Source organism: Bradyrhizobium iriomotense (assembly GCF_018130765.1).
Lineage (GTDB): Bacteria > Pseudomonadota > Alphaproteobacteria > Rhizobiales > Xanthobacteraceae > Bradyrhizobium > Bradyrhizobium iriomotense_A.
This window is the reverse complement of record NZ_JAFCJZ010000021.1, coordinates 121361-147983: the sequence shown is the minus strand read 5'-3', so window position 1 is coordinate 147983 and position 26623 is coordinate 121361. Positions and strand designations below refer to the sequence as shown.

Sequence of the window (26623 nt, the reverse complement as noted above, 5' to 3'; positions counted from 1 at the left end):
ATCGCTAATAGAAGGCGGCGATCGCAGCGCCTATTCCTTGCGGAAGGTTGGATTCGCTCTTCAGCGTGTCGATGAAGACGGGATCATCGGCCACCGTAAGGCCATCCAGCTTGATCGGATGCAGCGGCTCAGGGGCCGCTGCATCCGTGGCGAGCAGATCAGGGCCGGTTCGGACACCGGCATATTCCAGCCGCGGGCGCAGTTGGACATTGTTGCCGAACTGCTCGTCCAGTGCGAGACGCCATCCGGTGCGCGAGGCCGCTCCCCGAGCGATCGCATCGCTCATGGCGAGGCTGTGCGGCTGCAGTGTGCCGAGATTGCCGAGCGCGGCACGCAAGCGGGTCGTCGCCTCCGCCAGCGAGATCTTTTCGATGCCCGGGTCCTGGTCGGCCGAGGAGAAGTCGATGACTCGCGCGCTGCTGCCGACCTTGAGGGCCTCGCCGCTTCCGCCCGCCTTCTGCATGACCGTCTTCGTCCCATAACGCGGTCGCCCGCCGATGGTGACCAGAACGATATCCTGCTCACGCGACTTGATCAGGTGGCCGTAGGGATCGCCGGTGACGCCCTTCACGACCAGAAGATCGGCGAACTTGCCGCTGGCGATGGTCCCCAGCTTCGGGTCCCATTTCAGGATCGCGGCCGGATTGCGCGTCGCCATCGAGACGATGTCGTAGTCGCTGAAGCCAAGACTGAAATGCGCGGACACGACCTTCGCCGCCTTCAGCTCGCCGAGCAGGTTCTTGCTGCCTGATGGCGACCAGTCCGAGCCGAGCGCGATGGTGAGGCCGGCGGTGCGTGCTGCGACGACATCCGTCGTCTTGCCGTAGAGCAGCAGATTGCTCAGGGGCGACCAGACGACCTTGGCATGATTTTCGGCCATCGTTCCGAAGTCGGTTGCGTCCAGCGCCGTGCAATGAATGCCGGCCAGCGACGGTTCGAGCGCCCAGTCGCCTTGAGGATTGCGCAGGGCGAGGAAGTGGCTGTGCGCCTTGGTATCGATGCCTTCGCTCAGGTGCAGCAGGAAACACGACGACGATTTGAGCTCGTTGTCGAATTTCGCCCAATCCTCGGCGTCGATGTCGGGAATCTTGGAGTGGGCGCGTGGAAGATCCGGCGGGCTGCCGATCTCGGCGGCACGCAGCGCGCCCTTGTAATATTTGTGGATCGTGCCGCTCCAGTTCGACAGCGTGATTCCCTGGCTCGTCGTCGTTCCCGCGACCATGCATTTGGCTTCGACATAACGGACGAGGGCCGGCAGCAGCGAGCCGTCATCGGCGAGCGCGATCGCGCTCATCGGACCGGTCACGGACGTCTTGTAGGATTTGGCGTTCTGCCACTGGTCGCGATTGCCGTAGAGCTGCGGCACCTGCCAGAGCGGCAGGATGTTGTAGCTCAAATGATTGTGCAGCTCGATCAGTCCGGGATAGATGGTGCCCCCGGTCACCACCGGAGCGACGGTTTCGAAGCCCGTTGGCGCCGGCTGTCCCTTCGGAACGACCGCGGCGATGCGACTATCCTCGATGAAGATCGTCCCGCTCTTGATGACGTCGCCTTCGGCCGCCATCGTCACGATCCGTCCGCTCAGCGCCCAGCGCTTCGGGCCTGCGGCCGGGCTCATGGGATCACCCCATTGGGAATGGTGATCGTGATGTTGCGCCGCTTGGTGGCTGCGTCAGCGCCCTGGCGCACGGCCCATGGCGTATCTCCACGCATCCAGGCCGGCAGCCCCGCCGGGAAGTCCTTTGCAATGATGTCGACGAGCTCGGATGGCTTGAAGGCATCGCCATAGGGCGCGAGCGATGTCTGGACGTCTGGGTGTTCGACCTTGGGCGCGAGCGCCGCGAGCGCGGTATTCCATTTGGCCAGCATGATCTTGGTATTGGCGGCTTGCGTGGCGGCATCATGGGCGGAGCTTTCCGGCCAGGTCGGGTGCGTGATGTGCTGATAGGCGAGGCTCTTGTAAGCCGCGCCATCGGCAGTCTTCAGCCACGCTTTCCAGGCCTCGTCCGCGAGGCCGCCGAGCGCGACGACGGCCTCGATGTTGCCGGGCGCGAGCACGGCCTTGAACCATTTGTCGCGATAGTCGACGATGCCGGGCTCGTTCTTGTGCTTGGAGCCGCCGCTCTGTCCGTAAACGCTGTACAGGAAGGTGTTCACCATCACGTAGCTCTGCGTGATGCCGAGCTTGGCGAGGAAGCCTTGCGTCCGGCGGCCGGCGGTGCCGACCAGGATCCGGCGCACGATCGTTTCGTGCTGGGCGGGATCCTGACCGACGACGAGCACACGCGCCGATCCGTCGAGCCGGCCGCGATGAAAGATCGGCCCCCATTCAATGCGGAAATCGTGGGGGTCGTAGGCTTCAGGGCCGGGGTAGTTGGTGCACAAATCGCGAAAGGGTTGCTCGCCGTATCCGCCGTCGAACTCCGTGAGCATGGCAATGCTCCAATCTGTCGAGGTCAAAATAGCTGCGTCACCGAACCTGTCGATGCGGCAATCTTGGCGGTCATGTCATTAATCACTCAACCAGCATATGGGTCTAGCCAGATCGCCCAAAGGTTCACGATCGTCTGCCGCTTCGTCATGGGGCGTGACAGAGCGTCGCGACAACGCGCCATGCAGAAACGCACCTGTACACGGTCGTGTGATCTCCATAACCTCCGCGGCGCAATTTTTTGGAGATGCGACGTGGCGAAGAAGGCGGCGGCCAAGAAGAAAACGACTGCAAAGAAGGTAACGAAGACCTCGAACAAGACCGGCACCGCCCGAATGGGCGCCGTCGCGAAGACCGCGAAGAAGACAGTCAAGAAGGTGGCACCGCGCAAGCCAGCCGCGGCACGTCGCCCGAAGGGGCCGGCTTGGCAATGGTCTGCGGTCGAGACCGCGGCCGCGATCCGCGCCGGCGCAATCTCCGCTGTCGAGACCGTCGAGGCGCATCTGGACCGGATGCGCGCGGTCAATCCCAGGCTGAATGCGGTCGTCGTCGATCTCGGCGAGGAGGCGCTGAAGGCGGCGCATGCGGCGGACAAGCAGCGCGCCAGGGGCGGCGAACTCGGCCTCCTGCACGGCGTGCCCATCACCATCAAGGAGAACGTCGACTACGAGGGGCGGCCGAACTTCAACGGCGTGCCGGCGAACAAGGATCTCATCGCGCCGTCGGACTCACCTGTCGTCCGCAACCTGAAGAAGGCCGGCGCCATCGTCATCGGTCTCACCAACACGCCGGAATTCTCCTTCCGCGGCTTCACCGACAATCCCTTGCACGGGCTGACGCTGAACCCCTGGGATCCTGATATCACCTGCGGCGGTTCGTCCGGCGGAGCCGGCGCGGCGGTTGCCGCCGGCATCGGCACCATCGCCCATGGCAACGATATCGGCGGCTCGCTGCGCTGGCCGGCGCATTGCAACGGCGTTGCCACCATCAAGCCGACGCAGGGCCGCATCCCCGCCTTCAATGGCAGCGCAACGGCGGAGCGGCCGATGCTGGCGCATCTGATGTCGGCGCAGGGGCCGCTTGCCCGCCATGTCGCCGACGTTCGTCTTGCGCTGGAGGCGATGAGCCAGCGTGACCCGCGCGACCCCTGGTGGATGCCGGCGCCGCTGGTCGGGCCGAAGCCGAAGGGTCCCATCAAGGTCGCACTCGCAAAGATTCCGGAGGACATGGATGTTGATCCGTCCGTCGCCGCGGCGCTGCGCCAGGCCGCCGATCACCTCGAGCGCTCCGGCTACCGCGTCAGCGAGGTTGAGGTGCCCGACATCAACGGCGTCTGGCAGACCTGGTGCGACATCATCACCAACGAGACGGTGGTGATGCAGGAGGCCAGCATGCTGAAGGTCACGTCCGAGGACTTTCACAAGGCCTGGGGCGGCATGAAAGCCAAGGCCAATGTGCTCGATCTCAAGGCCTGGATGCAGGCGACGGCCGCGCGCAACGGCCACATCCGCGCCTGGCAGCTGTTCTTCGAGGAGTATCCGGTCGTGCTCGCACCGACCACGGTGAAGCCGACGCCGGGCCCGCGCGACGACACGGTCAGCGCCGAGCGGGTGCAGGAGATCTTCTGGGGCGAGATTCGCTTCATCTCCGCGATCAACGTGCTGGGCCTGCCCGGCGCTGTGGTGCCGGTCGCCGTCCACGAGGGCAAGCCGATCGGCGTGCAGCTCATTGCCGGGCGCTATCGCGAGGACCTCGCGCTCGATGCCGCAGCCGCGATCGAGAAGCGTGCCGGCGTGATCGCCCATCGCCTCTGGGAGACGATGGCTTGATGCCATGCGCAAGGGCTCCGCGTCACACGCGGAGCCTGCGTGGGCCGATCAGTTGGTTAGATGCGCGGAGGCGATCGCCTTCTGGAACAGCGCGTTCAACGCGTCGGTGATGCTCGAGTCGCTCGAGACCTCGTAGTAATAACCCGACGTCGCGCAGGCCTGCATCTTGGTCGCGATCGAGCTGCGCCATGGTGCGATGTAGGTGTTGTACCAGCTGTTGTTGGTGATCGCGAGGTAGGTGGTGTAGAGCACCGCGATCTTGACGCCGCGCGCCTTGATGGTGTCGCAGATCGTCGTCGTCAGCGGCTCCTGGCACCGGCCCGACGAGCTGATCACGGTCTGAGTGCAGCTCGAAGGGTAGTAGTAGTCGGCAACGCCATCCGCGACGAAGAACAGCCATTTCTGCGGCGAGGACGAGGAGCCGTCGCCGGGGGTCGGAATCGCGCCGTTCATCGACGACAGGATGCCGTCGAAATCCGTGCACATGTCGTTATTGTAGTTGGTGTAGGGAATCGTCATCAGGTCGACGGCGGACACCGCCGTCTTCACCGAAGAGAGGCTCGAGGTCAGCGCCGAGATCGTGGTCAGGCCGATCGAGGCGCAATCGCTGCCCATGGTGTAGACAGCCATCCGATACTGGTTGCTGACGAGCTGGCTCGCGGTCGCGGTGTCCGTCAGCGACTGCGTTGCGTCCCGCACCAGGTCGATCCGCATCTTGATCCCGAGCTTCTTCGCGATCGAATAATAGCTGTTGGTCTGCTTGGTCTTCTTCGAGCTCGACGTGTAGGTGTCGTGGCAGGCGAAGGCGCAGCTGTCGGACGTCGCGTTCTGTAATGCGGTCATGTCGGCCGTGGTAGCGCCGAGCCCCTGCGACGGCGAGTTGTCCAGCAGCACGTAGAAGTCGATGTAGGACGGCAACGAGGCCGCCGCGCTCGAGGTGGCCGAGAATTCCAGGGTCTTGTAGCCCAGGATTCCCATGAAATAGGTGGTCACCGATGCCGACGCCGTTCCGGTGGCGGTGCGGGTGGTGACGCTGTCGGTCACGGTGATGGTCACCGAGCCCGTCGCCAGGCCGTACGCGGACATCTGTCCGGTAAATGTGTTCAGGGCGTCGCTTTGCGCGGCCGATGCGCTCTTGGTGATCTCGCTCTTCGCGGTCGCGACCAGCACGGCGGTGTCGAGCGCGGCGATCAGCTTTGTTCTCGCTCGCGCGGCAAGTGAGTAGTCGACCGCGGCGCCGACGAAGGACAGCAGCGGTACCAGCGCCAGCGCGAAGATGACGGCGATGTTGCCGCGTCGGTCGGAGACGAAGCGCGAGAGCAGGTGACCTCTGTTGACGTTCGTCAAGCCGGCATGTCCCAAAGCAAGAAACGATGCGCCAGCGTAAAATCGGTGAACTTACGCAACGATTGACCGTGGCGTGAACGTTCGTGTCCACTGATTGCGGATCGTGTCGCCAGCGCTTTGAGAGACGTTGCGAAACGATTGGGGCGGGGGCTCGTGCCGCGCCGTCGCGGAACGGAAGCGGGCGGCACTTCCGGCAGGGCCGCCATATGCATCAATTCATTAATCCAATTTAACGCGAATTTGAGCCAATTCACCAATAACCGTTAGGGTTACTTCCTCGATCTCTAAGCGAATTATTGTCCGCTTTACCACCCGCCTCTAACAGAGGGACGGCGGACAACGCACGCGCCTCATACAGGCCAATAAGTGCGGCCCGCTCCATGCGGAGGTGGCACGATGCGCAACGAGACGATCGCTATTCACGCCGGCTACGAACCCGAAGCCACCACGCACGCGGTCGCCGTGCCGATCTACCAGACCGCGGCCTACGCTTTCGACAGCGCCGATCATGGCGCGGCCCTGTTCAATCTCGAGGCTGAAGGTTTCCGCTACAGCCGCATCGCCAATCCGACCAGCGCGGTGCTGGAGAAGCGCATCGCCCAGCTCGAAGGCGGTGTCGGCGCGCTCGCGGTTGCGACCGGCCAGGCCGCACTGCATTTCGCCTTCGTCAACGTCGCCGACCACGGCGGCAACATCGTCTCCGTGCCGCAGCTCTACGGCACCACGCACACGCTGCTCTCGCACATCCTGCCGCGTCAGGGCATCACCGGCCGCTTCGCCGAGAGCGACAAGCCCGAGGCGATCGAGAGGCTGATCGACGAGAACACCCGCGCGGTGTTCGCCGAGACGATCGGCAACCCCGCCGGCAATGTCTGCGACATCGAGGCGCTGGCGAAAATCGCGCATGCGCATGGCGTGCCGCTGATCGTCGACAACACGGTCGCAACGCCGATTCTGCTCACGCCGTTCGACTACGGCGCCGATATCGCCGTGCACTCGCTGACCAAGTTCCTTGGCGGCCATGGCACCACGCTCGGCGGTGCGATCGTCGATTCCGGTAACTTCCCTTGGGCGAAATACGCCGACCGCTTCCCCGCCTACAACAAGCCGGACGCCTCCTATCACGGCCTCGTCTATGCCGAGCGTTTCGGCCGGACCGCCTATATCGAGCGCGCGCGCAGTGTCTATCAGCGCACCATGGGCTCGGTGCTGTCGCCGTTCAATGCCTTCCTGCTGCTCCAGGGCATCGAGACCGTAGCGCTGCGCATGGAGCGCCATGTCGAGAACGCCCGCAAGGTCGCCGAGTTTCTGCGGACTGACCCGCGCGTTGCCTGGGTCAACTACACGGGCTTCCCCGACAGCCCCTACTACCCGCTCGTCCAAAAGTATCTCGACGGCAACGCCTCGTCGCTGTTCACCTTCGGCATCAAGGGCGGCATGGAAGCCGGCAAGTCCTTCTATGATGCGCTGAAGCTGATCACGCGCCTCGTCAATATCGGCGACGCCAAATCGCTCGCTTGCCATCCGGCCTCGACCACGCACCGTCAGATGTCGGCGGAGCAGCAGCGCGCCGCCGGCGTGCTGCCGGAGACGATCCGCCTGTCGATCGGCATCGAGCATTCCACTGACATCATCGAGGACATCGACCAGGCGCTGGAGAAAGCCTGTCCGTCGTCGCGTCTTCAGGCCGCGGAGTAGGCGGACGGCCCCGATGACGATCTTGATCGACAGGGATCAAGGCATATCGAGCCCGGCGCTGGTGCCGGCCGAGGGCGATCTGGCGCGCGATCACGCGGATGCCGAGCTCACCATCGGACTGATCAACAACATGCCGGATCCGGCGCTGAAGGCGACCGAGCGGCAGTTCATGAAGCTGCTGCAGGCTGCCGCGGGCCCGCGCCGCGTCCGTTTCCACTGCTTCTCGCTGCCCTCGGTCAAGCGCTCGCCGGAGGCGAAATGGCATGTCGAGAGCGAATATTCCGATCTTGCGGATCTCAAGCGCGGGCGGTTCGACGGGCTGATCGTGACCGGCGCGGAGCCGGTCGCGCCCGAGCTCTCCCAGGAACCGTATTGGCGCGACCTCACCGATCTGATCGACTGGGCCAAGGCCAACACGCGCTCGGCGATCTGGTCGTGCCTTGCCGCGCACGCGGCGGTGCTGCATCTCGACGGCATCGAACGGCGCCGCCTGCCGGCCAAATGTCACGGCATCTTCGACTGCGAAGCGGTGGCGGATGATTCCCTCACGCAAGCGGCACCTGCGCCGCTCAAGGTTTCGCATTCGCGCCTGAACGAGATCGCCGAGAGCGACCTCGCGCAGGCCGGCTACCAGGTGCTGACCCGTTCGGCCGACGCCGGGGTCGACGTCTTCGTCCGCCAATATGCCAGCCGCTTCGTGTTCTTCCAGGGGCATCCGGAATATGACGCGCTGTCGCTCCAGCGCGAATATCTGCGCGACGTCGGCCGCTACCTCGCGCGCGAGCGCGAGAATTACCCGCACGTGCCCGTGAGCTATTTTGACGCAGTCACCGAAGAGAAGCTGGCTCGCTTCGAGAAGCGGGCGAGGCAGGAGCGCCATCCGGCGCTGACCAACGACCTGCCGGCGCTTCATTTGCGCGCCGATATCGCCGCCGGTAGCGCGGCGGCGGCGCTGTTCCGCAATTGGCTGCAATATCTCGGCGCGGAAGCCGATGCCTCGGTCCTGGCGCGCTAGTCCTAGGGACGTTGGTTTCGCATTAGGATTACCAAAGCGTTAGGCTTGCCTCAGCCGGCGCACGAATGTTTCAGTAGAGAAATACGGAACACAGGAAACGCTGTCGTGTGGTCGGCATTCCAGGGACGCGTGAGCAATCGGCTGGCCCGGCACTTTCGCGCCGCGCCGCACCGGCTGCCTGCGCATGCGCCGATGGTGAGCTTCACCTTCGACGATGCTCCCGATAGCGCCGCAGGCGAGGGCGCCTCGCTGCTCGAAGCGCATGGCGGTCGCGGCACCTACTACATCGCCGGCAGCCTGATCGATCAACCGTCGGATCACTGGCACGGTCTGTCGAACGATGCGATCGTCCGGCTTCACCAGGCCGGTCACGAGATTGCCTGCCACACCTTCTCGCATCAGAGCTCGGCCAATCTCGACGAGGCCGCCATGGCCTGCGAGATCGAGCGGAACCGCAGCCATTTCCGCGCGATCGATTCCTCGATCACGCTGGAGAATTTCGCCTACCCCTATGGGATCGCCTCGGTCTGGCGCAAGCCGCAGCTGGCGAAGGCGTTCCGCTCGGCGCGCGGCATTCTTCCCGGCGTCAATCGTGACGTCATCGATCTCCAGTTCCTGCGCGCCTCTCCGCTGGTCGATTGCGAGATCGATCCGGCAGGCGTGGATCGCTATTTCAAAGAGGCGGCCGCAAGTGGCGGCTGGCTCATCTTCTACACCCACGACATCGCCAATGCGCCGAGCCCCTATGGCTGCACGCCGCATTTGATGCGCCACGCGCTGGAGGCGGCAGGCAAGCGCGACATGCCGATCGTGACGGTCGCAGAAGCGCTGCGGCGAATCGGGGCGTAGGGCTCTCTTCCTTCTCCCCTTGTGGGAGAAGGTGGCGCGAAGCGCCGGATGAGGGGTTGTTTCGGCATGATAATCTCTATCGTGTTCGCGGATAGAACCCCTCACCCGTCTCGCCGCTAGTGCGGCGAGCCACCCTCTCCCACAAGGGGAGAGGGGAAGAGTCGCGCCTCACCCGCAAACGGTCTTGCCACGGCCGCGCCAGCATGCGACTGGCCTTGTGACGAATCCCACGGCCGCGCTCCGATACACCCATGAACGCTCCATCGACCGCTCCGCTGCCCGCGCCGGCCAACGGCCGCGATGCGCTGTCGGTGCTGCATTCGGTGTTCGGCCTGCCGGGGTTCCGCGGCGCGCAGGGTGACATCATCCGGCACGTCACCGGCGGCGGCAATTGCCTCGTGCTGATGCCGACTGGCGGCGGCAAGTCGCTGTGTTACCAGCTTCCATCGCTGCTGCGCGAAGGCTGCGGCATCGTGGTCTCGCCGCTGATCGCGCTGATGCGCGACCAGGTCGCGGGCCTGCTGGAGGCGGGCGTCAACGCCGCTGCGCTCAACTCGTCGCTGTCGCCGCAGGAGGCCTCCGACGTCGAACGCCGCCTGATCGCAGGCGATCTCGATCTGCTCTATGTCGCGCCGGAACGGCTGGTCACGCCGCGCTGCCTGTCGCTGCTGGCGCAGGCGAAGGTGGCGCTGTTCGCGATCGACGAGGCACATTGCGTCTCGCAATGGGGGCACGACTTCCGCCCCGAATATGTCGGCCTCTCCATCATCGCCGAGCGCTTTCCCGACGTGCCGCGCATCGCGCTCACCGCCACCGCCGACGAGTTGACGCGCAAGGAGATCGTCGAACGGCTCCAGCTTGCCGGTTCCCCGCAATTCGTCTCCAGCTTCGACCGCCCCAACATCCGCTACGAGATCGTCGACAAGCGCAACGCGGTGTCGCAGCTCAAGGAGTTCATCCGCGAGCGTCATATGGGTGATGCCGGCGTGGTCTACTGCCTGTCGCGCAACCGGGTCGAGGAGGTCGCCGCCGCGCTCGACGACGCCGGCATTGCCGCGCTGCCCTATCATGCCGGTCTCGACAGCAGCGTGCGCTCGCGCAACCAGGACCGTTTCCTCAACGAGGACGGCATCGTCATCGTCGCGACCATCGCCTTCGGCATGGGCATCGACAAGCCCGACGTGCGTTTCGTCGCCCATCTCGACCTCCCCAAGAGCATCGAGGCGTATTACCAGGAGACAGGCCGCGCCGGCCGCGACGGCAAGCCGTCGGCGGCGTGGATGGCCTATGGCCTGTCCGATATCGTGCAGCAGCGCCGCATGATCGACGAGTCGGCCGGGTCCGACGATTTCAAGCGGGTCTCGATCGGGAAGCTCGACGCGCTGGTCGGTCTAGCCGAGACCGCGCATTGCCGGCGCAAGCGCCTGCTCGCCTATTTCGGCGAGGTCGTGACGGCCGAGACCTGCGGCAATTGCGACAATTGCCTGACGCCGCCAAAAATGCGCGACGGCAAGGTGCTGGCGCAGAAGCTGTTGTCCTGCGTCTATCGCACCGGGCAGCGTTTTGGCGCGATGCACCTGATCGACGTGCTGGTCGGGCGCCTGACCGAGAAGGTTACGCAGTTCGGCCACGACAAGCTGTCGGTGTTCGGCATCGGGCGCGAGCTCAACGAGAAGCAATGGCGCACGGTGCTGCGGCAGCTGGTGGCGATGGGCCATTTGCAGAGCGACAGCGAGGCCTATGGCGCGCTGAAGCTGACGGAGTCCGCGCGCGGCGTGCTGCGCGGAGAAACGGAAGTCTGGCTGCGCGAGGAGGCTCCCGGCACCCGCATCCGGTCAAGCCGCGCAAAATCCCGCCGCGGCGAACTCGCACCCGCGGCGAGCGCGCCACAGGGCGACGTCGATCCCGAATTGCGCGCGCGCCTGCGGTCCTGGCGTTCGGACGTCGCGCGAGAGCGCGGCGTGCCGGCCTATGTGGTGCTGCACGATGCCACCATCGACGGCATCGTGCGGGCCTGGCCGACGACGCTGGACGAGCTGCGCAACGTGCCTGGTATCGGCGACAAGAAGCTCGAGCATTACGGCGACGAGCTGCTGCAGATCGTCAGGACGCGGTAGGCACCAACCTCTCCGCTGTCATCCCGGACAAGCGTAGCTCTCGACAACGCGTAGCGTTGTCGAGAGCAGAGCGCAGATCCGGGATCCATAACCACAGGACAATGTGGTTATGGCAAGCTGGTAACTGCGTGTCTCCGCCAAACGCAATCCTGTGGTTATGGGTCCCGGGTCTGCGCTGACGCTTGCCCGGGACGACACCGTTGTGTGAGGCGCGAGCTGGGCCTCTCACCCATTCCGGAACGCGTAGCCGTAGCCGTTCAGCGCCGGTGCGCCGCCGAGATGGGCGTAGAGGATCTTCGCGCCCTTCTCGAAATGGCCCTTCTTGGTCAGGTCGATCAGGCCCTGCATCGATTTGCCCTCGTAGACAGGGTCGGTGATCATCGCCTCGAGCCGCGCGGTGAGGCGGATTGCCTCCTTGGTCTCCTCCGACGGCACGCCATAGGCGGGATAGGCGTAATCCTCGATCAGCACGACGTCATCCGCGACGATGTCCTTGCTGAGCTCGACGAGCTTGGCGGTGTTCTGTGCGATCGAGAGCACCTGCGCCTTGGTCTGCGCCGGCGTGAACGAGGCGTCGATGCCGATCACCTTTCGCGCACGGCCGTCCGCCGCAAAGCCAACCAGCATGCCAGCATGGGTCGAGCCGGTGACGGTGCAGACGATGATGTAGTCGAACTTGAAGCCGAGCTCGGCTTCCTGCTTGCGCACCTCCTCGGCAAAGCCGACATAGCCGAGCCCGCCATATTTGTGCACGGACGCGCCGGCGGGAATCGCGTAGGGCTTGCCGCCCGCCGCCTTCACTTCCTCGATCGCCTGCTCCCAGCTCTTGCGGATGCCGATGTCGAAACCGTCGTCGACGAGGCGGACGTCGGCGCCCATGATGCGCGAGAGCATGATGTTGCCGACGCGGTCATAGACGGCGTCCTCGTGCGGCACCCAGGCCTCCTGCACCAGGCGGCACTTCATGCCGATCTTGGCGGCCACCGCTGCGATCATGCGGGTGTGGTTGGACTGCACGCCGCCGATCGACACCAGCGTGTCGGCGTTGGAGGCGATTGCGTCGGGAATGATGTATTCGAGCTTGCGCAGCTTGTTGCCGCCATAGGCGAGGCCGGAATTGCAGTCCTCGCGCTTGGCATAGATCTCGACATTGCCGCCGAGATGTTTTGACAGCCGCTCCAGCTTCTCGATCGGCGTCGGTCCGAAGGTCAGCGGGTAGCGCGCGAATTTTTCCAGCATGGTCAGGTCATCCCGATTGGCGTTGATCTGGGATGTGGCTAGCATTGCCGTGGGAAAATGTGCTCTCAAATATTGCATTGATATTGCGCACCTTCTTGCGTCCGCTGCGCTAATAGATACTATTCCTTCCGAATTAGTCCATATTTTCGGAAGCTTCTTCCATGGCCGCCCGGCTCGATCGAACTGACCTTAAGATATTGAGATTGCTGCAAAATAACGGGCGGCTGAGCAATGCCGAGCTGGCCGAAACCGTCGCGATCAGCCCCGCCACCTGCCACCGTCGCACCCAGCGCCTGTTCGAGGACGGGTTCATCGCCACTGTGCGCGCGATGATCGCCCCGAAGAAGGTGGCCAAGGGCACGCTGGTGATGGTCGGCGTCGTGCTTGACCGCTCCACCCCGGAGAGCTTTGCCATCTTCGAGCAGGCGGTTGCAAAACTGAAATTCGTGCTCGACTGCCACCTCGTCGCCGGCGACTTCGATTACTTCCTCAAGATCCGGGTCGGCGACATGGAGGACTTCAACCGCATCCATGGCGAGCAGCTCATCGCGCTGCCCGGCGTGCGCCAGACCCGCACCTTCTTCGTGATGAAGGAGGTCGTCGACAACGCGCCGCTGGAGTTTTGAGCGCACTTGATGCGCGATCCGCATCATGAGAGATTCGGCCGATGCAGACATTCCCCTTCCGCCAGCACAATCCGGCCGGGCCGGCCTATCGGCGCGGCTGGGTCGACGAGGCCGTCGCCGCGATCGAGGCCGACCAGTGCCGCACCGCCGACACGCACCTGATCCGGCTGATCGTGCCGGCGCTGTCAGGCATCGACATCTATCTCAAGGATGAATCCACGCATCCGACGGGCAGCCTGAAGCATCGCCTGGCGCGCTCGCTGTTCCTCTATGCGCTCTGCAACGGCCACATCCGCGAAGGCACGCCCGTGGTCGAGGCCTCGTCGGGATCGACCGCGGTGTCGGAGGCCTATTTCGCGCAGATGATCGGCGTGCCTTTCTATGCCGTGATGCCGCGCACGACCTCGGCCGAGAAGATCGCGGCGATCGAGCATTATGGCGGCAACTGCCATCTGATCGACGACGGGCGCGCCCTCTATGCGGAGGCCGCCGCGCTCGCCGCCCGGCTGAACGGCCATTACATGGACCAGTTCACCTTCGCCGAGCGCGCCACCGACTGGCGCGGCAACAACAACATCGCCGAATCGATCTTCACGCAATTGGCGGGCGAGCCGCGGCCGATCCCGGACTGGATCGTGATGGGCGCCGGCACCGGCGGCACCTCGGCCACCATCGGGCGCTATCTGCGTTATCGCCAGTATCCGACGCGGCTGTGCGTTGCCGATGTCGAGTATTCCGCCTTCTTCGATTGCTTCCGCACGCAGGACCGTTCCCATGTCTGCGACCGCCCGTCGCTGATCGAGGGTGTCGGCCGTCCCCGCTGCGAGCCGTCCTTCGTGCCCGGCGTGGTCGACCGCATGATGAAGATCCCGGATGCGGCAACGATCGCGGCGATGAACGTGCTGTCGCGCCGGCTGCGCCGCGTGGTCGGCGGCTCCACCGGCACCAATTTCCTGGCGCTGTGCCGGCTTGCATCGGAGATGCGCAAGGCGAACGTGACGGGATCGCTGGTGACGCTGATCTGCGATTCCGGCGAGCGCTACCGGCAGACCTATTACGAGCCGGAATGGCTGAAAGCGCGCGGTCTCGATCCGGCGCCGGTCGAGGCGGCGCTGTCGTCGTTCCTTGAGACAGGTGCGCCACTGGCGCTTGATGTCGACGACGTCGTCAATCCGCAGAGCGCATAGGGCGCAAAAGCCCGTAGCGGACATCTTCGTGCGATTTACGAAATCGCACGGCCCGTCACGGCAACTTCACTTGCCTTGCGCGAGCGTGCAGGTGACGGTTGCCTCTTCTCAACGAGGAGATCCCGCCGTGCGCCTTCCCATTCTCGATCCGAAAGACCTGAGTGCTGAACAGAAGCCGCTCTATGACGACATGCAGGCCGGCATCAAGGACCACTTCAAGGGCTTCGTGAACATGCGCGACGACGGCGCGCTGCTCGGGCCCTGGAATCCCTGGATCCGCGAGCCGCGTTTCGGTGGGCCGGTGTGGGAGCTGGTCAAGGCGATCGCGTCGAACCCGCTGCTGCCGGCCGCCGTGCGCGAGGTCGCGATCCTCGTCACCGGCTCGCATTTCCGCTCCGGCTATGAGCTCTACGCCCATGTGCTGGTGGCCGAGCAGCGCGGGCTCACCGACGAGAAGCTCGCGACCATCGTCGCCGGCCAGCGGCCGGTGGACCTCACAAGGCAGGAGGCAGTCGCCTATGACATGGCCTCCGCCCTTGTGAGCGGCGGCGTGCTTCCGGAGCTGACTTATCGTGCGGCCGTGAAGGAATTCGGCGAGCACGGCGCGGCCGAGTTGTCCTATCTCGTCGGTGTCTACTGCATGGTCTCGGTCACGCTCAACACCTTCGACGTGCCGGTGCCGGAGTAGTAGCGCCTAATTGCGCACCGCGTAGAGCGGCGTGCGCAGCGTCAGCTGGTAGGCCGGCTTTGGCGTCCACGCGATCTGCGCGGTGATGCCGAACAGGCGGTTGTCGTTGTCGTCCATGCGGTCGAGGTCGAGCCGCAGGGTCGGCTGGGTGAAGGACGCCGCCAGCGTTCGGCCGGCGAACTGCGCGCCGCCGAAAGACTGTATGCCGAGGCGCCCGGTGAACTTCCAGTTGCTCGGCCATTGGTAGTAGCCGCCGGCATAGAGGATCGTGTTTGGCCGGATAGTGGCGAACGGGCTGGCGACGGTGGCGGTGGTATATTGCAGGCCGGCCAGCCAGCCCCGCGTCTCGTCCTCGTCGAGCGCGTAGTCGAATTCCAGGATGTTGTTGAAGGAATTCGTCATGCCCTGTTCGTTCGGCACCGACTGCGTCAGGGTCGATTGCAGCGTGATGGTCGGGATCTTGCCGCCATTCTGCTGGTAGAGATCGGCCTGCACGCCGATGTTCCAGCTGGTGATGTCGAAGGACGACCAGCCGCTGCCGATGTCCACGGTCGAGCCCGACACGCCGCCATAGAGCGAGACGCGGTCGCTGACGTCGACGGTCAGCGGCAGGTCGATGGCGATGGCTTTTGCCGCTGGCAAGCCGTTCGGCAGCGTCGTGCCCCGTCGTACCGCGAGGGACTGGAATGCAGCCGATAGCGAGGTGGTGCCGAAGCCGAGCCCGAGCGTGCCCGCCGGGATCGCCGCGTAGCTGGTGCGCAGGTCGAGATAGATGTTCGGCACAGCCGGCTTTGCCGGCTTGTCCTCCTCATCGTCGGCCGCGAAGGCGCCTGCCGGGATCGCCAGACAAAGCAGTCCCGTCGCGGCAGTGCGCAAAGCCGGACGACGGGATTGGCTGCGATGGGGCACGTGACGATCCGACGCGTGGCGATTTGATGGCAAAACCGTTGTTAGATGGAACGTGATCACGCGTGTGGTCAAGCGCTATCCGCAAGCGATGGACGGCATGGACGCGGGCGGTTACCCTGCCGTGATCGCACTGACACACCCGCCCGCCACAGTGCGGGCGGACAATGGAGGACGACAGCCATGAACACGTCACGCCGCATCCTGCTCACCGGTCTGGCGGGGCTCGCTGTTGCTCCGACCGCCGTTGCCGCCGCTGCACCCTCGGCCGAACCCGGCGACGTGACGGTCGCCGAAGAGCGCTTCGCGCGCACCATCGCAGCCGCGCATGCGCCCGATATCACCTGCGCGCGCCAGGCCGAACGCTACGCGGATGCGCACTGGCCGGAATATGTCGTGGCCGCGAGGGCCGTGCTCGGCGCGAGGGTCTAGTTACTTTCTTCCCTTCTCCCCTTGCGGGAGAAGGTGGCGCGAAGCGCCGGATGAGGGGTATGCCTCGGCGCGTTCAAACAAGAGTTGGATTCGCGGACAGAGACCCCTCACCCGTCTCGCCGCTACGCGGCGATCCACCCTCTCCCACAAGGGGAGAGGGTAAGGAAGCGTCTCACCTCTCCACCGCCCGCCGCACCTGCTCGCCGATCTGCGACAGCACGAGCTGCGCCTGTGGCAGGATCGCGCCCATGGCGTGGAAATTGTGGACCATGCCGTCATGGCAGACGTGCTCGACGGCAACGCCCGCGCTGAGCAGCTTGCGCGCATAGGCATTGCCCTCGTCGCGCATCGGGTCGAACTCGGCGGTGTGGATGATCGCGGTCGGCAGACCCGTGAGCCTGCTCGCGCGCAGCGGCGAGATGCGCGGATCGGCGGCATCGAAGCCCTCGGGCAGATAGTCGGCGAGATCGGCTTCGATCGTGGTGCGATCGATCAGATGGCCTTCGGCGAATTCCTCGCGCGACGGCGAGGTCTCCTCGAAATCCAGCACCGGGCAGATCAGGCATTGCGCTACGATGGAGAGGCCGGCGTTTTGCAGAGCCTCCTGGCACACGATCGCCGCCAATGTGGCGCCGGCGGAATCGCCTCCGACAACCAGCCGCTCGGCATCGATGCCGAGGGAGGGCGCCTCGCGCGCGACCCATTCGGTCGCGGCGATCGCATCGTCCACGGCAGCGGGAAACTTGTGCTCGGGCGCGAGCCGGTAGTCGACCGAGACCAGGCGGCATCCGGTCGCATGCGCCAGCGCCGCGGCGATGCGGTCATGCGTGGCGATGCTGCCGGCAACGAGGCCGCCACCATGGAAGAACACGAAGCCTGGCGCGGATTCGCCGGCAGAAGCGGGTGAATAGAGCCGGTAGGGGATTTCTCCGCCAGGGCCGGGCAGCATGCCGTCGGACGCGGTCACGTCAGGTGCCTCGGTGCGTGCGAATTGCATCAGCTTTGCCAGCGATTGCCGCCGTGCTTCGACGCTGGGCCGGCTCCGCGCTTGCGGCCCAGCCGCAGCCATCATGGTCAACAAACGCTTTGCGAGCGGGTCGAGCGGCATGCTGCTTCCTTCTCCCTTATGGGAAAAGGTAGCCTACCTCTTCTGCGCAGGGAATCATTTAGAAGTTCCGCCAATAGTGACGCTATAATACCGCATCACGCCCACGGGAGGCAGGTCATGGCCGAGATCAAGAAGGCAATCGAATATTCACCGAGCTGGACCTTCTTCGAGGGCAAATGGCATGACGGCAATGTGCCGATCATGGGGCCGCGCACGCATGCGGCCTGGCTCGGCTCGGTCGTGTTCGACGGCGCCCGTGCGTTCGAAGGCGTCGCGCCCGATCTCGATCGTCATTGCGCGCGCACCAATCAATCCGCGATCAGCTTTGGCCTGAAGCCGGTGGTCGATGCCGGCACCTGGCTCGCGCTCGCAAACGAAGGTATCGCGCGGTTCGCGGCGAATGCCGAGCTCTATATCCGCCCGATGTACTGGGCGCAGAGTGGGCTCGGCGGCGGCGTGCTGTTCGATCCTGACTCCACCAACTGGTGTCTGAGCATCTACGAGGCGCCGATACCGAAACCCGTCGGCAACGCGATCACGCTGTCGCCGTTCCGCAGGCCCACCGCCGAATGCGCGCCGGTCGAAGCCAAGGCGGCCTGCCTCTATCCGAACAATTCGCGCGCACTCGCCGAGGCGGCCTCGCGCGGCTTCCAGAACGCGCTGATGCTGGACATGCTCGGCAATGTCGCCGAGTTCGGCAATTCCAACGTGTTCATGGCCAAGGACGGTGTGGTGTTCACGCCGGTGCCGAACGGTACCTTCCTCAACGGCATCACGCGCCAGCGCGTCATCAGCCTGCTTCGCGGCGATGGCGTCACCGTGGTCGAGAAGACGCTGCGCTACGCCGACTTCCTCGCCGCCGACGAGATCTTTTCATCGGGCAATTTCGCCAAGGTCGCGCCGGTGATCCGCATCGACGAGCGCGAGCTGAAGCCGGGCCCGTTCTACACCAAGGCGCGCAAGCTCTATTGGGATTTCGCGCATGCGGTGAAGCTGGCGGCGTAGGCTCTCCGATGTCGTCCTGGCGAAAGCCAGGACCCATTACCCCATGGAGAAGTTTGGCGAAGATCAGTCGTTCGGTACTGCCACCGATCGCTACGGATAGACCTCGCGGTATGGGTCCTGGCCTTCGCCAGGACGACACCGAGGGTGGGGCATGCGCCACGCCCTATTTATGGGCCCCGCCTCCGAAACCGGCTGAACTGAAACGCCTGCGTCGAATCCCACGGTGTGTGGTGTATCTCGCGCCGCGTCTCGACCAGCTCGAACGCCGGCCCGAGTTCAGCCGCAAGGCTGGCGCTGTCGTGGCGCTGCACCGGTAAGCCGCCCTATCATCGGGATCGGTCAGGAAGTGAAACGCCGCGCGATCGTGCCAGACGTCGTAGGTCCTGGTCGGCCGCCACGTCGTGGCGTCGGCAACGATCCAGTCGACTGTCGAAGCGGCCTGGCCGATTCGCTTCTTCACCATGTCAAGCGCGTTGGCGGAGAGGTCCAGCACGGCAAGACGGCGGTATCCGTCCTGAAGCAGTGCATCGACCAGCCGCGACGCGCCGCCGCCGATATCGATGATGGCCGCATCATGATCGGAATTGGCGGCGCGAATCATCGCGAGCGAGATCGCCGGGTTGTCCTGATACCAGCTGACCTCGGTCTCGCCCTTGGTGGCGTAGACGTTCTCCCAGTGCGTGGTGCGGTCAGACAAGGCGGCTCCGGCCCTGGCCGGGGACGGCAGCGCGTCAGCGGCGCTGCCGGGATCAAGTGGCAATTCGCGCGCCCGCCGCTTGCGGACGCGCCGGTACGAACGAAGGAGCTATTCCTCCTTCTTGGACATCCGCTCGAGGCGCTCCTGCATTTCCTTCATCTGCTGGCGCAAATCGTCGATGTTGCTGTCCTTGGGCGCCTCGGCGTTCGTATCGGGCTCCGGCTCGGGGCTGGCCGCCGGGCGGGGCGCGGCGAACGGCTTGAACATCGAGAAGGTCTGCTGGAACAGCTCCATGTTGCGGCGGACCTGTTCCTCCAGCGGCGCAAACGGAGTGCCGGACAGCGTGTTGGCGATCTGCTTGCGAAACTTCTCCTGCTCCTGGGTCAGCGTCGCGATCGACTGCTCCAGATATTTCGGCACCACCATCTGCATGCTGTCGCCGTAGAAGCGAATCAGCTGACGCAGGAAGGTGGTCGGCAGCAGGTTCTGGCCGGCCTTGTTCTCCTGCTCGAAGATGATCTGGGCCAGCACGGAGCGGGTGATGTCGTCGCCGGTCTTGGCGTCGTAGACCAGGAAATCTTCGCCGTCCTTGACCATGGCGGCGAGGTCTTCCAGCGTCACGTAAGTACTCGTTCCGGTGTTATAGAGCCGGCGGTTCGCGTATTTCTTGATGGTGGTGGGTTGGTCTGATTTCGCCATGGGCTCTCACTTGCAAAAACGCTGAGAACGGGAACCCGGCGGGCTATGCCGCAGGGCGGGAAGAGTACGCAACGCAACAAAATAAGCATTTTCAAAGGGGTCACGCTACCGTTTTGTGCGCCACGGTTAATCGGGCAGCAAAAACGTGCTTGCGAAAGCGCCAAGAACGCTATTTTGAATGCGCTGCGGCATAGATTCGGCCCCCCGCCGATTGACATGCCTCAACGACGTTAACAGGATGGCTGACGAGACTGGCGAGCGTTTTTCCAGCCCCGCCTGCCCCTTCACAAGAACCTCAAGCCCCAGGAGATGCCCCATGTCAGACGATGTCGTCATCGTCAGCGCCGCCCGCACCCCGGTCGGAAGCTTCAACGGAGCCTTCGCGACCCTTCCTGCCCATGACCTCGGCGCTATCGCCATCAAGGCCGCGCTGGAGCGCGGTGGCATCGAGCCCGGCCGGGTCTCGGAAGTCATCATGGGTCAGATCCTGACCGCGGCCCAGGGTCAGAACCCGGCCCGCCAGGCCTCGATCGCCGCCGGCATTCCGGTGGAAAGCCCGGCCTGGGGCGTCAACCAGCTCTGCGGCTCGGGCCTGCGCACGGTCGCGCTCGGCTACCAGGCGCTGCTCAACGGCGATTCCGAGATCGTGGTCGCCGGCGGCCAGGAATCCATGAGCATGGCCCCGCACGCCCAGTATCTGCGCGGCGGCGTCAAGATGGGTGCCGTCGAGTTCGTCGACACCATGATCAAGGACGGCCTGTGGGATGCCTTCAACGGCTACCACATGGGCAACACCGCCGAGAACGTCGCGCGGCAGTGGCAGATCACCCGCGCCCAGCAGGACGAGTTCGCGGTCGCCTCGCAGCAGAAGGCCGAGGCCGCGCAGAAGGCCGGCAAGTTCAACGACGAGATCGTTCCCGTCACCATCAAGACCCGCAAGGGCGACGTGGTCGTCAGCGCCGACGAATATCCGCGCCATGGCGCCACGCTCGACGCGATGGCGAAGCTCAAGCCGGCCTTCGAGAAGGACGGCACGGTCACCGCGGGCTCGGCCTCGGGCATCAATGACGGCGCTGCCGCCGTGGTGCTGATGACGGCCAAGCAGGCCGCCAAGGAAGGCAAGAAGCCGATCGCGCGCATCGTGTCCTGGGCGCAGGCCGGCGTCGATCCGAAGATCATGGGCTCGGGCCCGATCCCGGCCTCGCGTCTCGCGCTGAAGAAGGCCGGCTGGAACGTCGGCGATCTCGATCTGATCGAGGCCAACGAGGCCTTTGCGGCGCAGGCCTGCGCCGTCAACAAGGACCTCGGCTGGGACACCTCGAAGGTCAACGTCAATGGCGGCGCGATCGCGATCGGCCATCCGGTCGGTGCCTCCGGCGCGCGCGTGCTGGTGACGCTGCTGCACGAGATGCAGAAGCGCGATTCGAAGAAGGGCCTCGCCACGCTGTGCATCGGCGGCGGCATGGGTATCGCGATGTGTCTGGCGCGCGACTGAAGGTCGCTGACGCGTGCGCCGCACACCTGATTGAGTGCGTTGCACGCGACTAAAAAGGCGGCGGTTGCAAATCAAATATTCTTCGCAACCTTGCAAGCCTCGACTAAAGAGAAACGCCCGGCTCACGCCGGGCGTTTTGTTCTTGATGTCCGTCAAACGACCCGCATAATCCGTAGCTAAAAACGATCACTCAAAAGCGTCCGAAGAGTCCAAGGAAGAGTCCAAGGGAAGGAATACGATATGGCACGTGTTGCACTGGTGACGGGTGGTACGCGGGGCATCGGAGCTGCGATCAGCAAGGCGCTGAAGGCGGCCGGCTACAAGGTCGCGGCAAGTTATGCCGGCAACGATGCAGCGGCGGAGAAGTTCAAGGCCGAGACTGGCATCGCCGTCTACAAATGGGACGTCAGCAATTTCGACGCCTGCGCTGAAGGCGTGAAGAAGGTCGAGGCCGAGGTCGGCCCGGTCGACGTGCTCGTCAACAATGCCGGCATCACCAAGGACGGCGCCTTCCACAAGATGAGCCTCGAGCAATGGAACGCCGTGATCGGCACCAATCTCGGTTCGCTGTTCAACATGTCGCGTCAGGTGATCGAAGGCATGCGCGGGCGCAAGTTCGGCCGCATCATCAACATCTCCTCGATCAACGGCCAGAAGGGCCAGTTCGGCCAGGTGAACTATTCCGCGGCCAAAGCCGGCGAGATCGGTTTCACCAAGGCTCTGGCAATCGAGAACGCCAAGGGCGGCGTCACCGTGAATGCGATCTGCCCGGGCTACATCAACACCGAGATGGTGCAGGCGGTGCCGAAGGACGTGCTGGAAAAGGCCATCCTGCCGCTGATCCCGATCGGCCGCCTCGGCGAGCCCGAGGAGATCGCTCGCGCGGTCGTGTTCCTTGCCGCGGATGAGGCCGGCGCCATCACCGGCTCGACGCTGTCGGTCAACGGCGGCCAGTACATGGTGTGATGCGATCGCATCACGTTCGATCTTAAGGCCAACGTCTCGTGATGCTCGGGCTTGTCCCGGGCATCACGACCTGTCATTCCGGGGCGCCGCGACAGCGGCGAACCCGGAATCTCGAGGTTCCGGGTCTGGCGCCAGGCGCCATCCCGGAACGACGAGACCTTCTGCAATGACTCCCCGCACTGCCACGCTGATCGGATTGACCGCGATCCTGATGTGGTCGCTGCTGTCGGTGATGACGGTCGCGACCGGAAAGATCCCGGCGTTCCAGCTCGCCGCGATGACGTTTGCGATCGGCGGTCTCGTCGGCCTGCTCACCTGGATCGGCCGCGGCGATGCCGCCAAAAGCCTGCGCCAGCCGCTGGTGGTGTGGGCCGTCGGCGTCGGCGGATTGTTCGGCTATCACGCGCTGTATTTCCTCGCGCTGCGCTTCGCGCCGCCGGCCGAGGCCGGTCTCCTGAATTATCTCTGGCCTCTCCTGATCGTGCTGTTCTCGTCGTTCCTCCCGGGCGAGCGACTTGCCGCGCATCACATCATCGGTGCCGTGCTCGGCCTCATCGGCACGGTGCTGCTGTTCGCCGGCAACACCAGCGGTTTTGCGCCGGGCGCGGTGCCGGGACTGATCGCGGCCTTCATCGCCGCCTTCGTCTGGGCGACCTATTCAGTGCTGTCGCGCCGCTTGAAAGCGGTGCCGACCGATGCAGTTGCGGGCTTCTGTCTCGCCACATCAGTGCTCGCCGCACTGATGCACGGCGCGCTTGAAACCACCGTCTTGCCCGAGACTACGGTGCAGTGGCTTTCGGTCATCGCGCTCGGAATCGGTCCGGTCGGCGCCGCGTTCTACGCCTGGGACATCGGCATGAAGCGCGGCGATATCCGCGTGCTCGGCGCCGCCTCCTACGCGACGCCGCTGCTCTCGACGGGCTTCCTCATCGCCGCCGGCTTTGCAAAAGCCAGCGCCAACATCGCCATTGCTGCGGTCCTGATCGCCGGCGGCGGCCTGATCGCGGCGAAGGACATGGTGCTGAGGAAGCGGTGATTGTCATTCCGGGGCGCGCGGAGAGCGAACCCGGAATCCATTTATCCGCGTCAACGGTGGCGAGATTTCTCAGATGCGCAATTGCGCATCATAGTTCGCCGCTTGCGCGGCGCCCCGGAATGACGGTGGGGGAGCTACGGCTCCCAGCCCTTCGGCGCCAGCTCGAACTTTGCGAACTCGAACGCCGGCGCCACCGTGCAGCCGACCAGTGTCCACTCGCCCGTGGTCTCCGCCATCTGCCAGGCATTGGCCGGCACGATTCCCTGGGGCCGCTCACCGCCGACGAGATCCGTGCCGAGCCGCACCTCGTGCTGCGAGCAGCCGTCATGGGCGATGCGCAGCATCAAGGGGCTGCCGGCGTAGTAGTGCCAGGTCTCGACTGCATCGATGCGGTGCCAGTGCGAGCGCTCGCCGCGCGCGAGCAGGAAGTAGATGAGGGTCGAGCGCGAACGGCCATTGGCGTCCGTGGTCTGGTCGCGGAATGTCTCGCGATAGTGCCCGCCTTCAGGATGCGGGCGGAGTTCGAGGCGTGCAATGATCTCGGCTGCGGTCGGCATCGATTCCCGTCAGGACTTGTTCTTCAGGATTTGTTCTTGCGCTCACGGAGCTCGCCGAACACGGTGGCGGCATCTGCCCCCTTCATGTGGAGCCTGGCCGCAACCGAGGGCTCGTCGGCGCGCAGGAACACGTTCGCCCGCTTCTCATCGCCAAGCAATGAAGGGATGGTCGGCTTGTTCTCGGCCCGGAGCCTCGTGACCTCCGCCGCGCGCGCCTGCAGCGCCGCATTGTCGGGGTCGACGGTGAGGGCGAACTTGACGTTGGACGCCGTGTATTCGTGGCCGCAATAGAGCTTGAAGTCGTCGGGCAGGGCCCGCAGCTTCAACAGCGAATCCCACATCATCGGATAGGTGCCCTCGAACACGCGGCCGCAGCCGATCGAGAACAGCGTGTCGGCGGCGAACACCGTCTTCTCATTGTCGAACACGTAGGAGATGTGGTCGAGCGTGTGGCCGGGCGTCTCCACGACGCGCGCCAGCAGATTGCCGATCTTGATGACGTCGGCATTGGCAACGCGCAAATCGACGTTCGCTATCTTTGTCGTCTTGTCATGCGGCGCGACGACGCGGCAATTGTATTTCTGCTTGAGTTCGGCGACCCCGCCGACATGATCGCCATGGTGATGGGTGATCAGGATGTCGGTGAGCTGCCAGCCCTCGCGGTCCAGCGCCTTCAGGATCGGGCCGGCCTCGGGCGCGTCGATCGACGCCGTCGCCTTGGTTTCCAGATCGTGGATCAGATAACCGAAATTGTCGTTTAAACAGGTGAAAGTACGAATTTCGGCGGCCATGACCTCTCCATCGCGCTCAGCCCCGCCAGACAAATATGGCGTTAAGGTTGCCCAGGCAATGCAATATTCCGCGCGCAGGCGTGCCCTCGCGCATGTTACATTGCCGTCATGACCATCGACGTCGTCGACCTCCGCGAGTTCTATTCCCGTCGCCTCGGGATTGTGGCGCGGCAGATGATCAATCGCGGCATCCGGCAGCGCTGGCCGGGCGCCGAGGGCCAGCGTGTGCTCGGCATCGGCTATCCGACGCCCTATCTGGGGTTGTTCCGGGAAGATGCCGAGCGCTGCCTCGCCTTCATGCCGGCGGCCCAGGGTGTGCTGAAATGGCCGACCGGACGGCCGGCGCTGGCCTCGCTGGTCGATGAATTCTCGCTGCCGCTTCCCGACGCCGCGGTCGACCGCATCCTGCTGGTTCATGCGCTGGAGATGTCGGACGATCCGGCCGCGCTGCTGCGCGAGGTGTGGCGGGTGCTGTCGGGCTCGGGCCGTGTCATCGCGGTGATCCCGAATCGGCGCGGCGTATGGACCCGCACCGACAGCACGCCGTTCGGTCACGGGCGGCCGTATTCGCGCTCGCAGATCACGGACCTGTTGCGCCAGACTTGGTTCACGCCGACCGCGTGGGGCGAGGCGCTGTTCATGCCGCCCTATGCCGGCGGCTGGGTGCTGAAATCGGCGCAGATGTGGGAGCGAGCCGGCGCCGCGCTGTCGCTGCCCTTTGCCGGCGTGCACATCGTCGAGGCCACCAAGCAGGTTTATCGCGCGATCCCCGCCAAGCGCGAGCGGGCGCGGCTGATTCCCTCGCTGGCCAAGCCCGTGCTGGTGCCGTCCTCGACGACGGTGACGCGCAGCTGAAACAAATCGTCCCGGCGAGGCCGGGACGATCTAGGTCAGAAAATCAGAGTAAATCAGAAGAGGCTTACTCGCCCGAGGCGACCTCGTCGCTCGACGCGGCGGGGGCCGCTTCACGCTCGGGACGCGGCCCATGCGGCCGGCGCCGCCGGCGCGGATAGCGCTCGCCGCCACCACCACCGCCACCGCCCTCGAAGCCGCCCTGGGCGCCATTCACCTGCGGCTGTGCGCCGGTGATGAAGGAGGGCAGGCGGTCGACGCTGCCGGCATCGGCGATGACAGGCTGCGGCTGGTTCGCAGGTTGCGGCTGCGCCTGATATTGCGGCTGCGGACGGTGGTCGCGTTCGCGATGCTCGCGCGGTTGCTGATTGTCGCGCTGATAGGGCTGCTGGTTGTCGCGCTGCTGGTGATCACGCTGGTGATGATCGCGCTGGCTGTCGCGGTCGCGCATGAAGGGCTGCTGCTGCGGCGGCTGCGGAACGAAGCCCGGCTCCTGGCCGAACGCCGAGAAATTCTCGCCGTCGTCCTCGCTGTCGTCGCCGCTGGTGTTGCTGATCGGCTCGTCGCCGCGCGGCTGCTGGTTCTGGCGGAACTGCTCCTGGGCGGCCGCGATCAGGCGGAAATAATGCTCGGCGTGCTGGTAGTAGTTCTCGGCCGCAACGGGGTCGCCGGAGGAGCGCGCATCGCGCGCGAGCTGGAGATACTTTTCAGCGATATGCGAGGCCGTGCCGCGGATCTTGATGTCGGGCCCGTTGGACTCGTAGACCCGGGTCATCGGGTTCTGGCCGCGCCGGTTGTTGTTGTTATTGTTGTTGCGGTTGCGCATCCGCTGCTTGTTCTGACCGTTTCTCATGTCCTGCCTTTAATTCCAGCCCTAAAGGTTGCACGCATTACTGATTGCTGAGACTGACCTGGTGACAGCGGTTCACATCGCTCGTACGCACCGCGCACGAGAGCGGGTTGAACCCTGCCAATGTTCGTCGACCGTCGCGTTCAACAAAGACGCGTTCCCCACCCGCCAGCATCCATTGCCAGCGAACCCATTCATATCGC

Annotated in this window: 24 protein-coding genes and 1 pseudogene; 14 read left to right on the top strand and 11 right to left on the bottom strand. The window is 64.8% G+C overall.

Annotated features, from left to right (window positions below; genetic code table 11):
- Positions 1–4: 4 nt before the first annotated feature.
- Positions 5–1618, bottom strand: a complete 1614-nt coding sequence (locus JQ635_RS30000) for an amidohydrolase family protein (RefSeq protein ID WP_211413407.1) — start codon at positions 1616–1618, stop codon at positions 5–7.
- Positions 1615–2433 (bottom strand): uracil-DNA glycosylase, encoded by an 819-nt coding sequence (locus JQ635_RS29995; protein ID WP_211413406.1) that lies wholly within the window; start codon positions 2431–2433, stop codon positions 1615–1617. The genes JQ635_RS30000 and JQ635_RS29995 overlap by 4 nt, the downstream gene beginning before the upstream one ends.
- A gap of 252 nt (positions 2434–2685) precedes the next feature.
- Between JQ635_RS29995 and JQ635_RS29990 the strand changes: the two genes are divergently transcribed.
- A complete protein-coding gene (locus JQ635_RS29990) occupies positions 2686–4260 on the top strand; it encodes an amidase family protein (RefSeq protein ID WP_211413405.1) in 1575 nt (524 codons plus the stop codon).
- 48 nt (positions 4261–4308) lie between these two features.
- On the opposite strand, the gene JQ635_RS29985 is transcribed toward JQ635_RS29990, so the two are convergent.
- Positions 4309–5607 (bottom strand): TadE/TadG family type IV pilus assembly protein, encoded by a 1299-nt coding sequence (locus JQ635_RS29985; RefSeq protein WP_211413404.1) that lies wholly within the window; start codon positions 5605–5607, stop codon positions 4309–4311.
- Positions 5608–6003: 396 nt separating this feature from the next.
- Here JQ635_RS29985 and JQ635_RS29980 point away from each other — a divergent pair, with 396 nt between their 5' ends.
- From JQ635_RS29980 to recQ, 4 genes are all read left to right on the top strand, one after another.
- Positions 6004–7305 (top strand): O-acetylhomoserine aminocarboxypropyltransferase/cysteine synthase family protein, encoded by a 1302-nt coding sequence (locus JQ635_RS29980; RefSeq protein WP_211413403.1) that lies wholly within the window; start codon positions 6004–6006, stop codon positions 7303–7305.
- A 13-nt stretch (positions 7306–7318) separates the two neighbouring features.
- On the top strand, positions 7319–8320 hold the full coding sequence (gene metA / locus JQ635_RS29975) for a homoserine O-succinyltransferase MetA (protein ID WP_211413402.1): 1002 nt from the start codon (positions 7319–7321) through the stop codon (positions 8318–8320).
- Positions 8321–8425: 105 nt separating this feature from the next.
- Positions 8426–9169 (top strand): polysaccharide deacetylase family protein, encoded by a 744-nt coding sequence (locus tag JQ635_RS29970; RefSeq protein ID WP_211413401.1) that lies wholly within the window; start codon positions 8426–8428, stop codon positions 9167–9169.
- Between the two features lie 251 nt (positions 9170–9420).
- Positions 9421–11286: a DNA helicase RecQ gene (gene recQ / locus JQ635_RS29965; RefSeq protein WP_211413400.1), complete on the top strand. Its 1866-nt coding sequence runs from the start codon at positions 9421–9423 to the stop codon at positions 11284–11286.
- Positions 11287–11511: 225 nt separating this feature from the next.
- On the opposite strand, the gene JQ635_RS29960 is transcribed toward recQ, so the two are convergent.
- The gene (locus JQ635_RS29960) at positions 11512–12525 is read right to left on the bottom strand and encodes a 1-aminocyclopropane-1-carboxylate deaminase (RefSeq protein WP_211413399.1); all 1014 of its coding nucleotides are present in this window, start codon (positions 12523–12525) and stop codon (positions 11512–11514) included.
- A gap of 161 nt (positions 12526–12686) precedes the next feature.
- On the opposite strand from JQ635_RS29960, the gene JQ635_RS29955 reads away from it, so the two are divergent.
- From JQ635_RS29955 to JQ635_RS29945, 3 genes are all read left to right on the top strand, one after another.
- Positions 12687–13151 carry an Lrp/AsnC family transcriptional regulator gene (locus JQ635_RS29955; RefSeq protein WP_080140531.1) on the top strand — a complete coding sequence of 155 codons (465 nt, stop codon included), beginning with the start codon at positions 12687–12689 and terminating at the stop codon, positions 13149–13151.
- Positions 13152–13192: 41 nt separating this feature from the next.
- Positions 13193–14338 (top strand): PLP-dependent cysteine synthase family protein, encoded by a 1146-nt coding sequence (locus JQ635_RS29950; RefSeq protein ID WP_211413398.1) that lies wholly within the window; start codon positions 13193–13195, stop codon positions 14336–14338.
- 127 nt (positions 14339–14465) lie between these two features.
- On the top strand, positions 14466–15026 hold the full coding sequence (locus tag JQ635_RS29945; protein WP_211413397.1) for a carboxymuconolactone decarboxylase family protein: 561 nt from the start codon (positions 14466–14468) through the stop codon (positions 15024–15026).
- 6 nt (positions 15027–15032) lie between these two features.
- Here the strand turns inward: JQ635_RS29945 and JQ635_RS29940 are convergent, their stop codons facing one another.
- Positions 15033–15902, bottom strand: a complete 870-nt coding sequence (locus JQ635_RS29940) for a hypothetical protein (RefSeq protein ID WP_211413422.1) — start codon at positions 15900–15902, stop codon at positions 15033–15035.
- 213 nt (positions 15903–16115) lie between these two features.
- Here JQ635_RS29940 and JQ635_RS29935 point away from each other — a divergent pair, with 213 nt between their 5' ends.
- On the top strand, positions 16116–16364 hold the full coding sequence (locus JQ635_RS29935; protein ID WP_211413396.1) for a hypothetical protein: 249 nt from the start codon (positions 16116–16118) through the stop codon (positions 16362–16364).
- 172 nt (positions 16365–16536) lie between these two features.
- Here the strand turns inward: JQ635_RS29935 and JQ635_RS29930 are convergent, their stop codons facing one another.
- A complete protein-coding gene (locus tag JQ635_RS29930; protein WP_211413395.1) occupies positions 16537–17472 on the bottom strand; it encodes an alpha/beta hydrolase in 936 nt (311 codons plus the stop codon).
- Between the two features lie 117 nt (positions 17473–17589).
- On the opposite strand from JQ635_RS29930, the gene JQ635_RS29925 reads away from it, so the two are divergent.
- The gene (locus tag JQ635_RS29925) at positions 17590–18477 is read left to right on the top strand and encodes a branched-chain amino acid aminotransferase (RefSeq protein ID WP_211413394.1); all 888 of its coding nucleotides are present in this window, start codon (positions 17590–17592) and stop codon (positions 18475–18477) included.
- 167 nt (positions 18478–18644) lie between these two features.
- Here the strand turns inward: JQ635_RS29925 and JQ635_RS29920 are convergent.
- Both JQ635_RS29920 and phaR read right to left on the bottom strand, forming a co-directional pair.
- Positions 18645–19174: pseudogene (locus JQ635_RS29920) on the bottom strand (class I SAM-dependent methyltransferase).
- 108 nt (positions 19175–19282) lie between these two features.
- Complete coding sequence (phaR, locus tag JQ635_RS29915) at positions 19283–19873, bottom strand: polyhydroxyalkanoate synthesis repressor PhaR (protein ID WP_211413393.1); 591 nt, start codon at positions 19871–19873, stop codon at positions 19283–19285.
- Between the two features lie 316 nt (positions 19874–20189).
- On the opposite strand from phaR, the gene JQ635_RS29910 reads away from it, so the two are divergent.
- The 3 genes from JQ635_RS29910 (at position 20190) to yddG (ending at position 23370) form a co-directional block, all read left to right on the top strand.
- A complete protein-coding gene (locus tag JQ635_RS29910; RefSeq protein WP_211413392.1) occupies positions 20190–21368 on the top strand; it encodes an acetyl-CoA C-acetyltransferase in 1179 nt (392 codons plus the stop codon).
- A gap of 240 nt (positions 21369–21608) precedes the next feature.
- On the top strand, positions 21609–22334 hold the full coding sequence (gene phbB / locus JQ635_RS29905) for an acetoacetyl-CoA reductase (protein WP_211413391.1): 726 nt from the start codon (positions 21609–21611) through the stop codon (positions 22332–22334).
- Positions 22335–22500: 166 nt separating this feature from the next.
- A complete protein-coding gene (gene yddG / locus JQ635_RS29900) occupies positions 22501–23370 on the top strand; it encodes an aromatic amino acid exporter YddG (protein WP_211413390.1) in 870 nt (289 codons plus the stop codon).
- 134 nt (positions 23371–23504) lie between these two features.
- On the opposite strand, the gene JQ635_RS29895 is transcribed toward yddG, so the two are convergent.
- Both JQ635_RS29895 and gloB read right to left on the bottom strand, forming a co-directional pair.
- The gene (locus JQ635_RS29895; protein ID WP_211413389.1) at positions 23505–23927 is read right to left on the bottom strand and encodes a cupin domain-containing protein; all 423 of its coding nucleotides are present in this window, start codon (positions 23925–23927) and stop codon (positions 23505–23507) included.
- Positions 23928–23950: 23 nt separating this feature from the next.
- On the bottom strand, positions 23951–24718 hold the full coding sequence (gene gloB / locus JQ635_RS29890; RefSeq protein ID WP_211413388.1) for a hydroxyacylglutathione hydrolase: 768 nt from the start codon (positions 24716–24718) through the stop codon (positions 23951–23953).
- A gap of 108 nt (positions 24719–24826) precedes the next feature.
- On the opposite strand from gloB, the gene JQ635_RS29885 reads away from it, so the two are divergent.
- Positions 24827–25573, top strand: a complete 747-nt coding sequence (locus JQ635_RS29885; RefSeq protein WP_211404402.1) for a methyltransferase domain-containing protein — start codon at positions 24827–24829, stop codon at positions 25571–25573.
- A 64-nt stretch (positions 25574–25637) separates the two neighbouring features.
- Here JQ635_RS29885 and JQ635_RS29880 read toward each other — a convergent pair whose 3' ends face one another.
- The gene (locus tag JQ635_RS29880; RefSeq protein WP_211413387.1) at positions 25638–26423 is read right to left on the bottom strand and encodes a DUF4167 domain-containing protein; all 786 of its coding nucleotides are present in this window, start codon (positions 26421–26423) and stop codon (positions 25638–25640) included.
- Positions 26424–26623 lie beyond the last annotated feature (200 nt).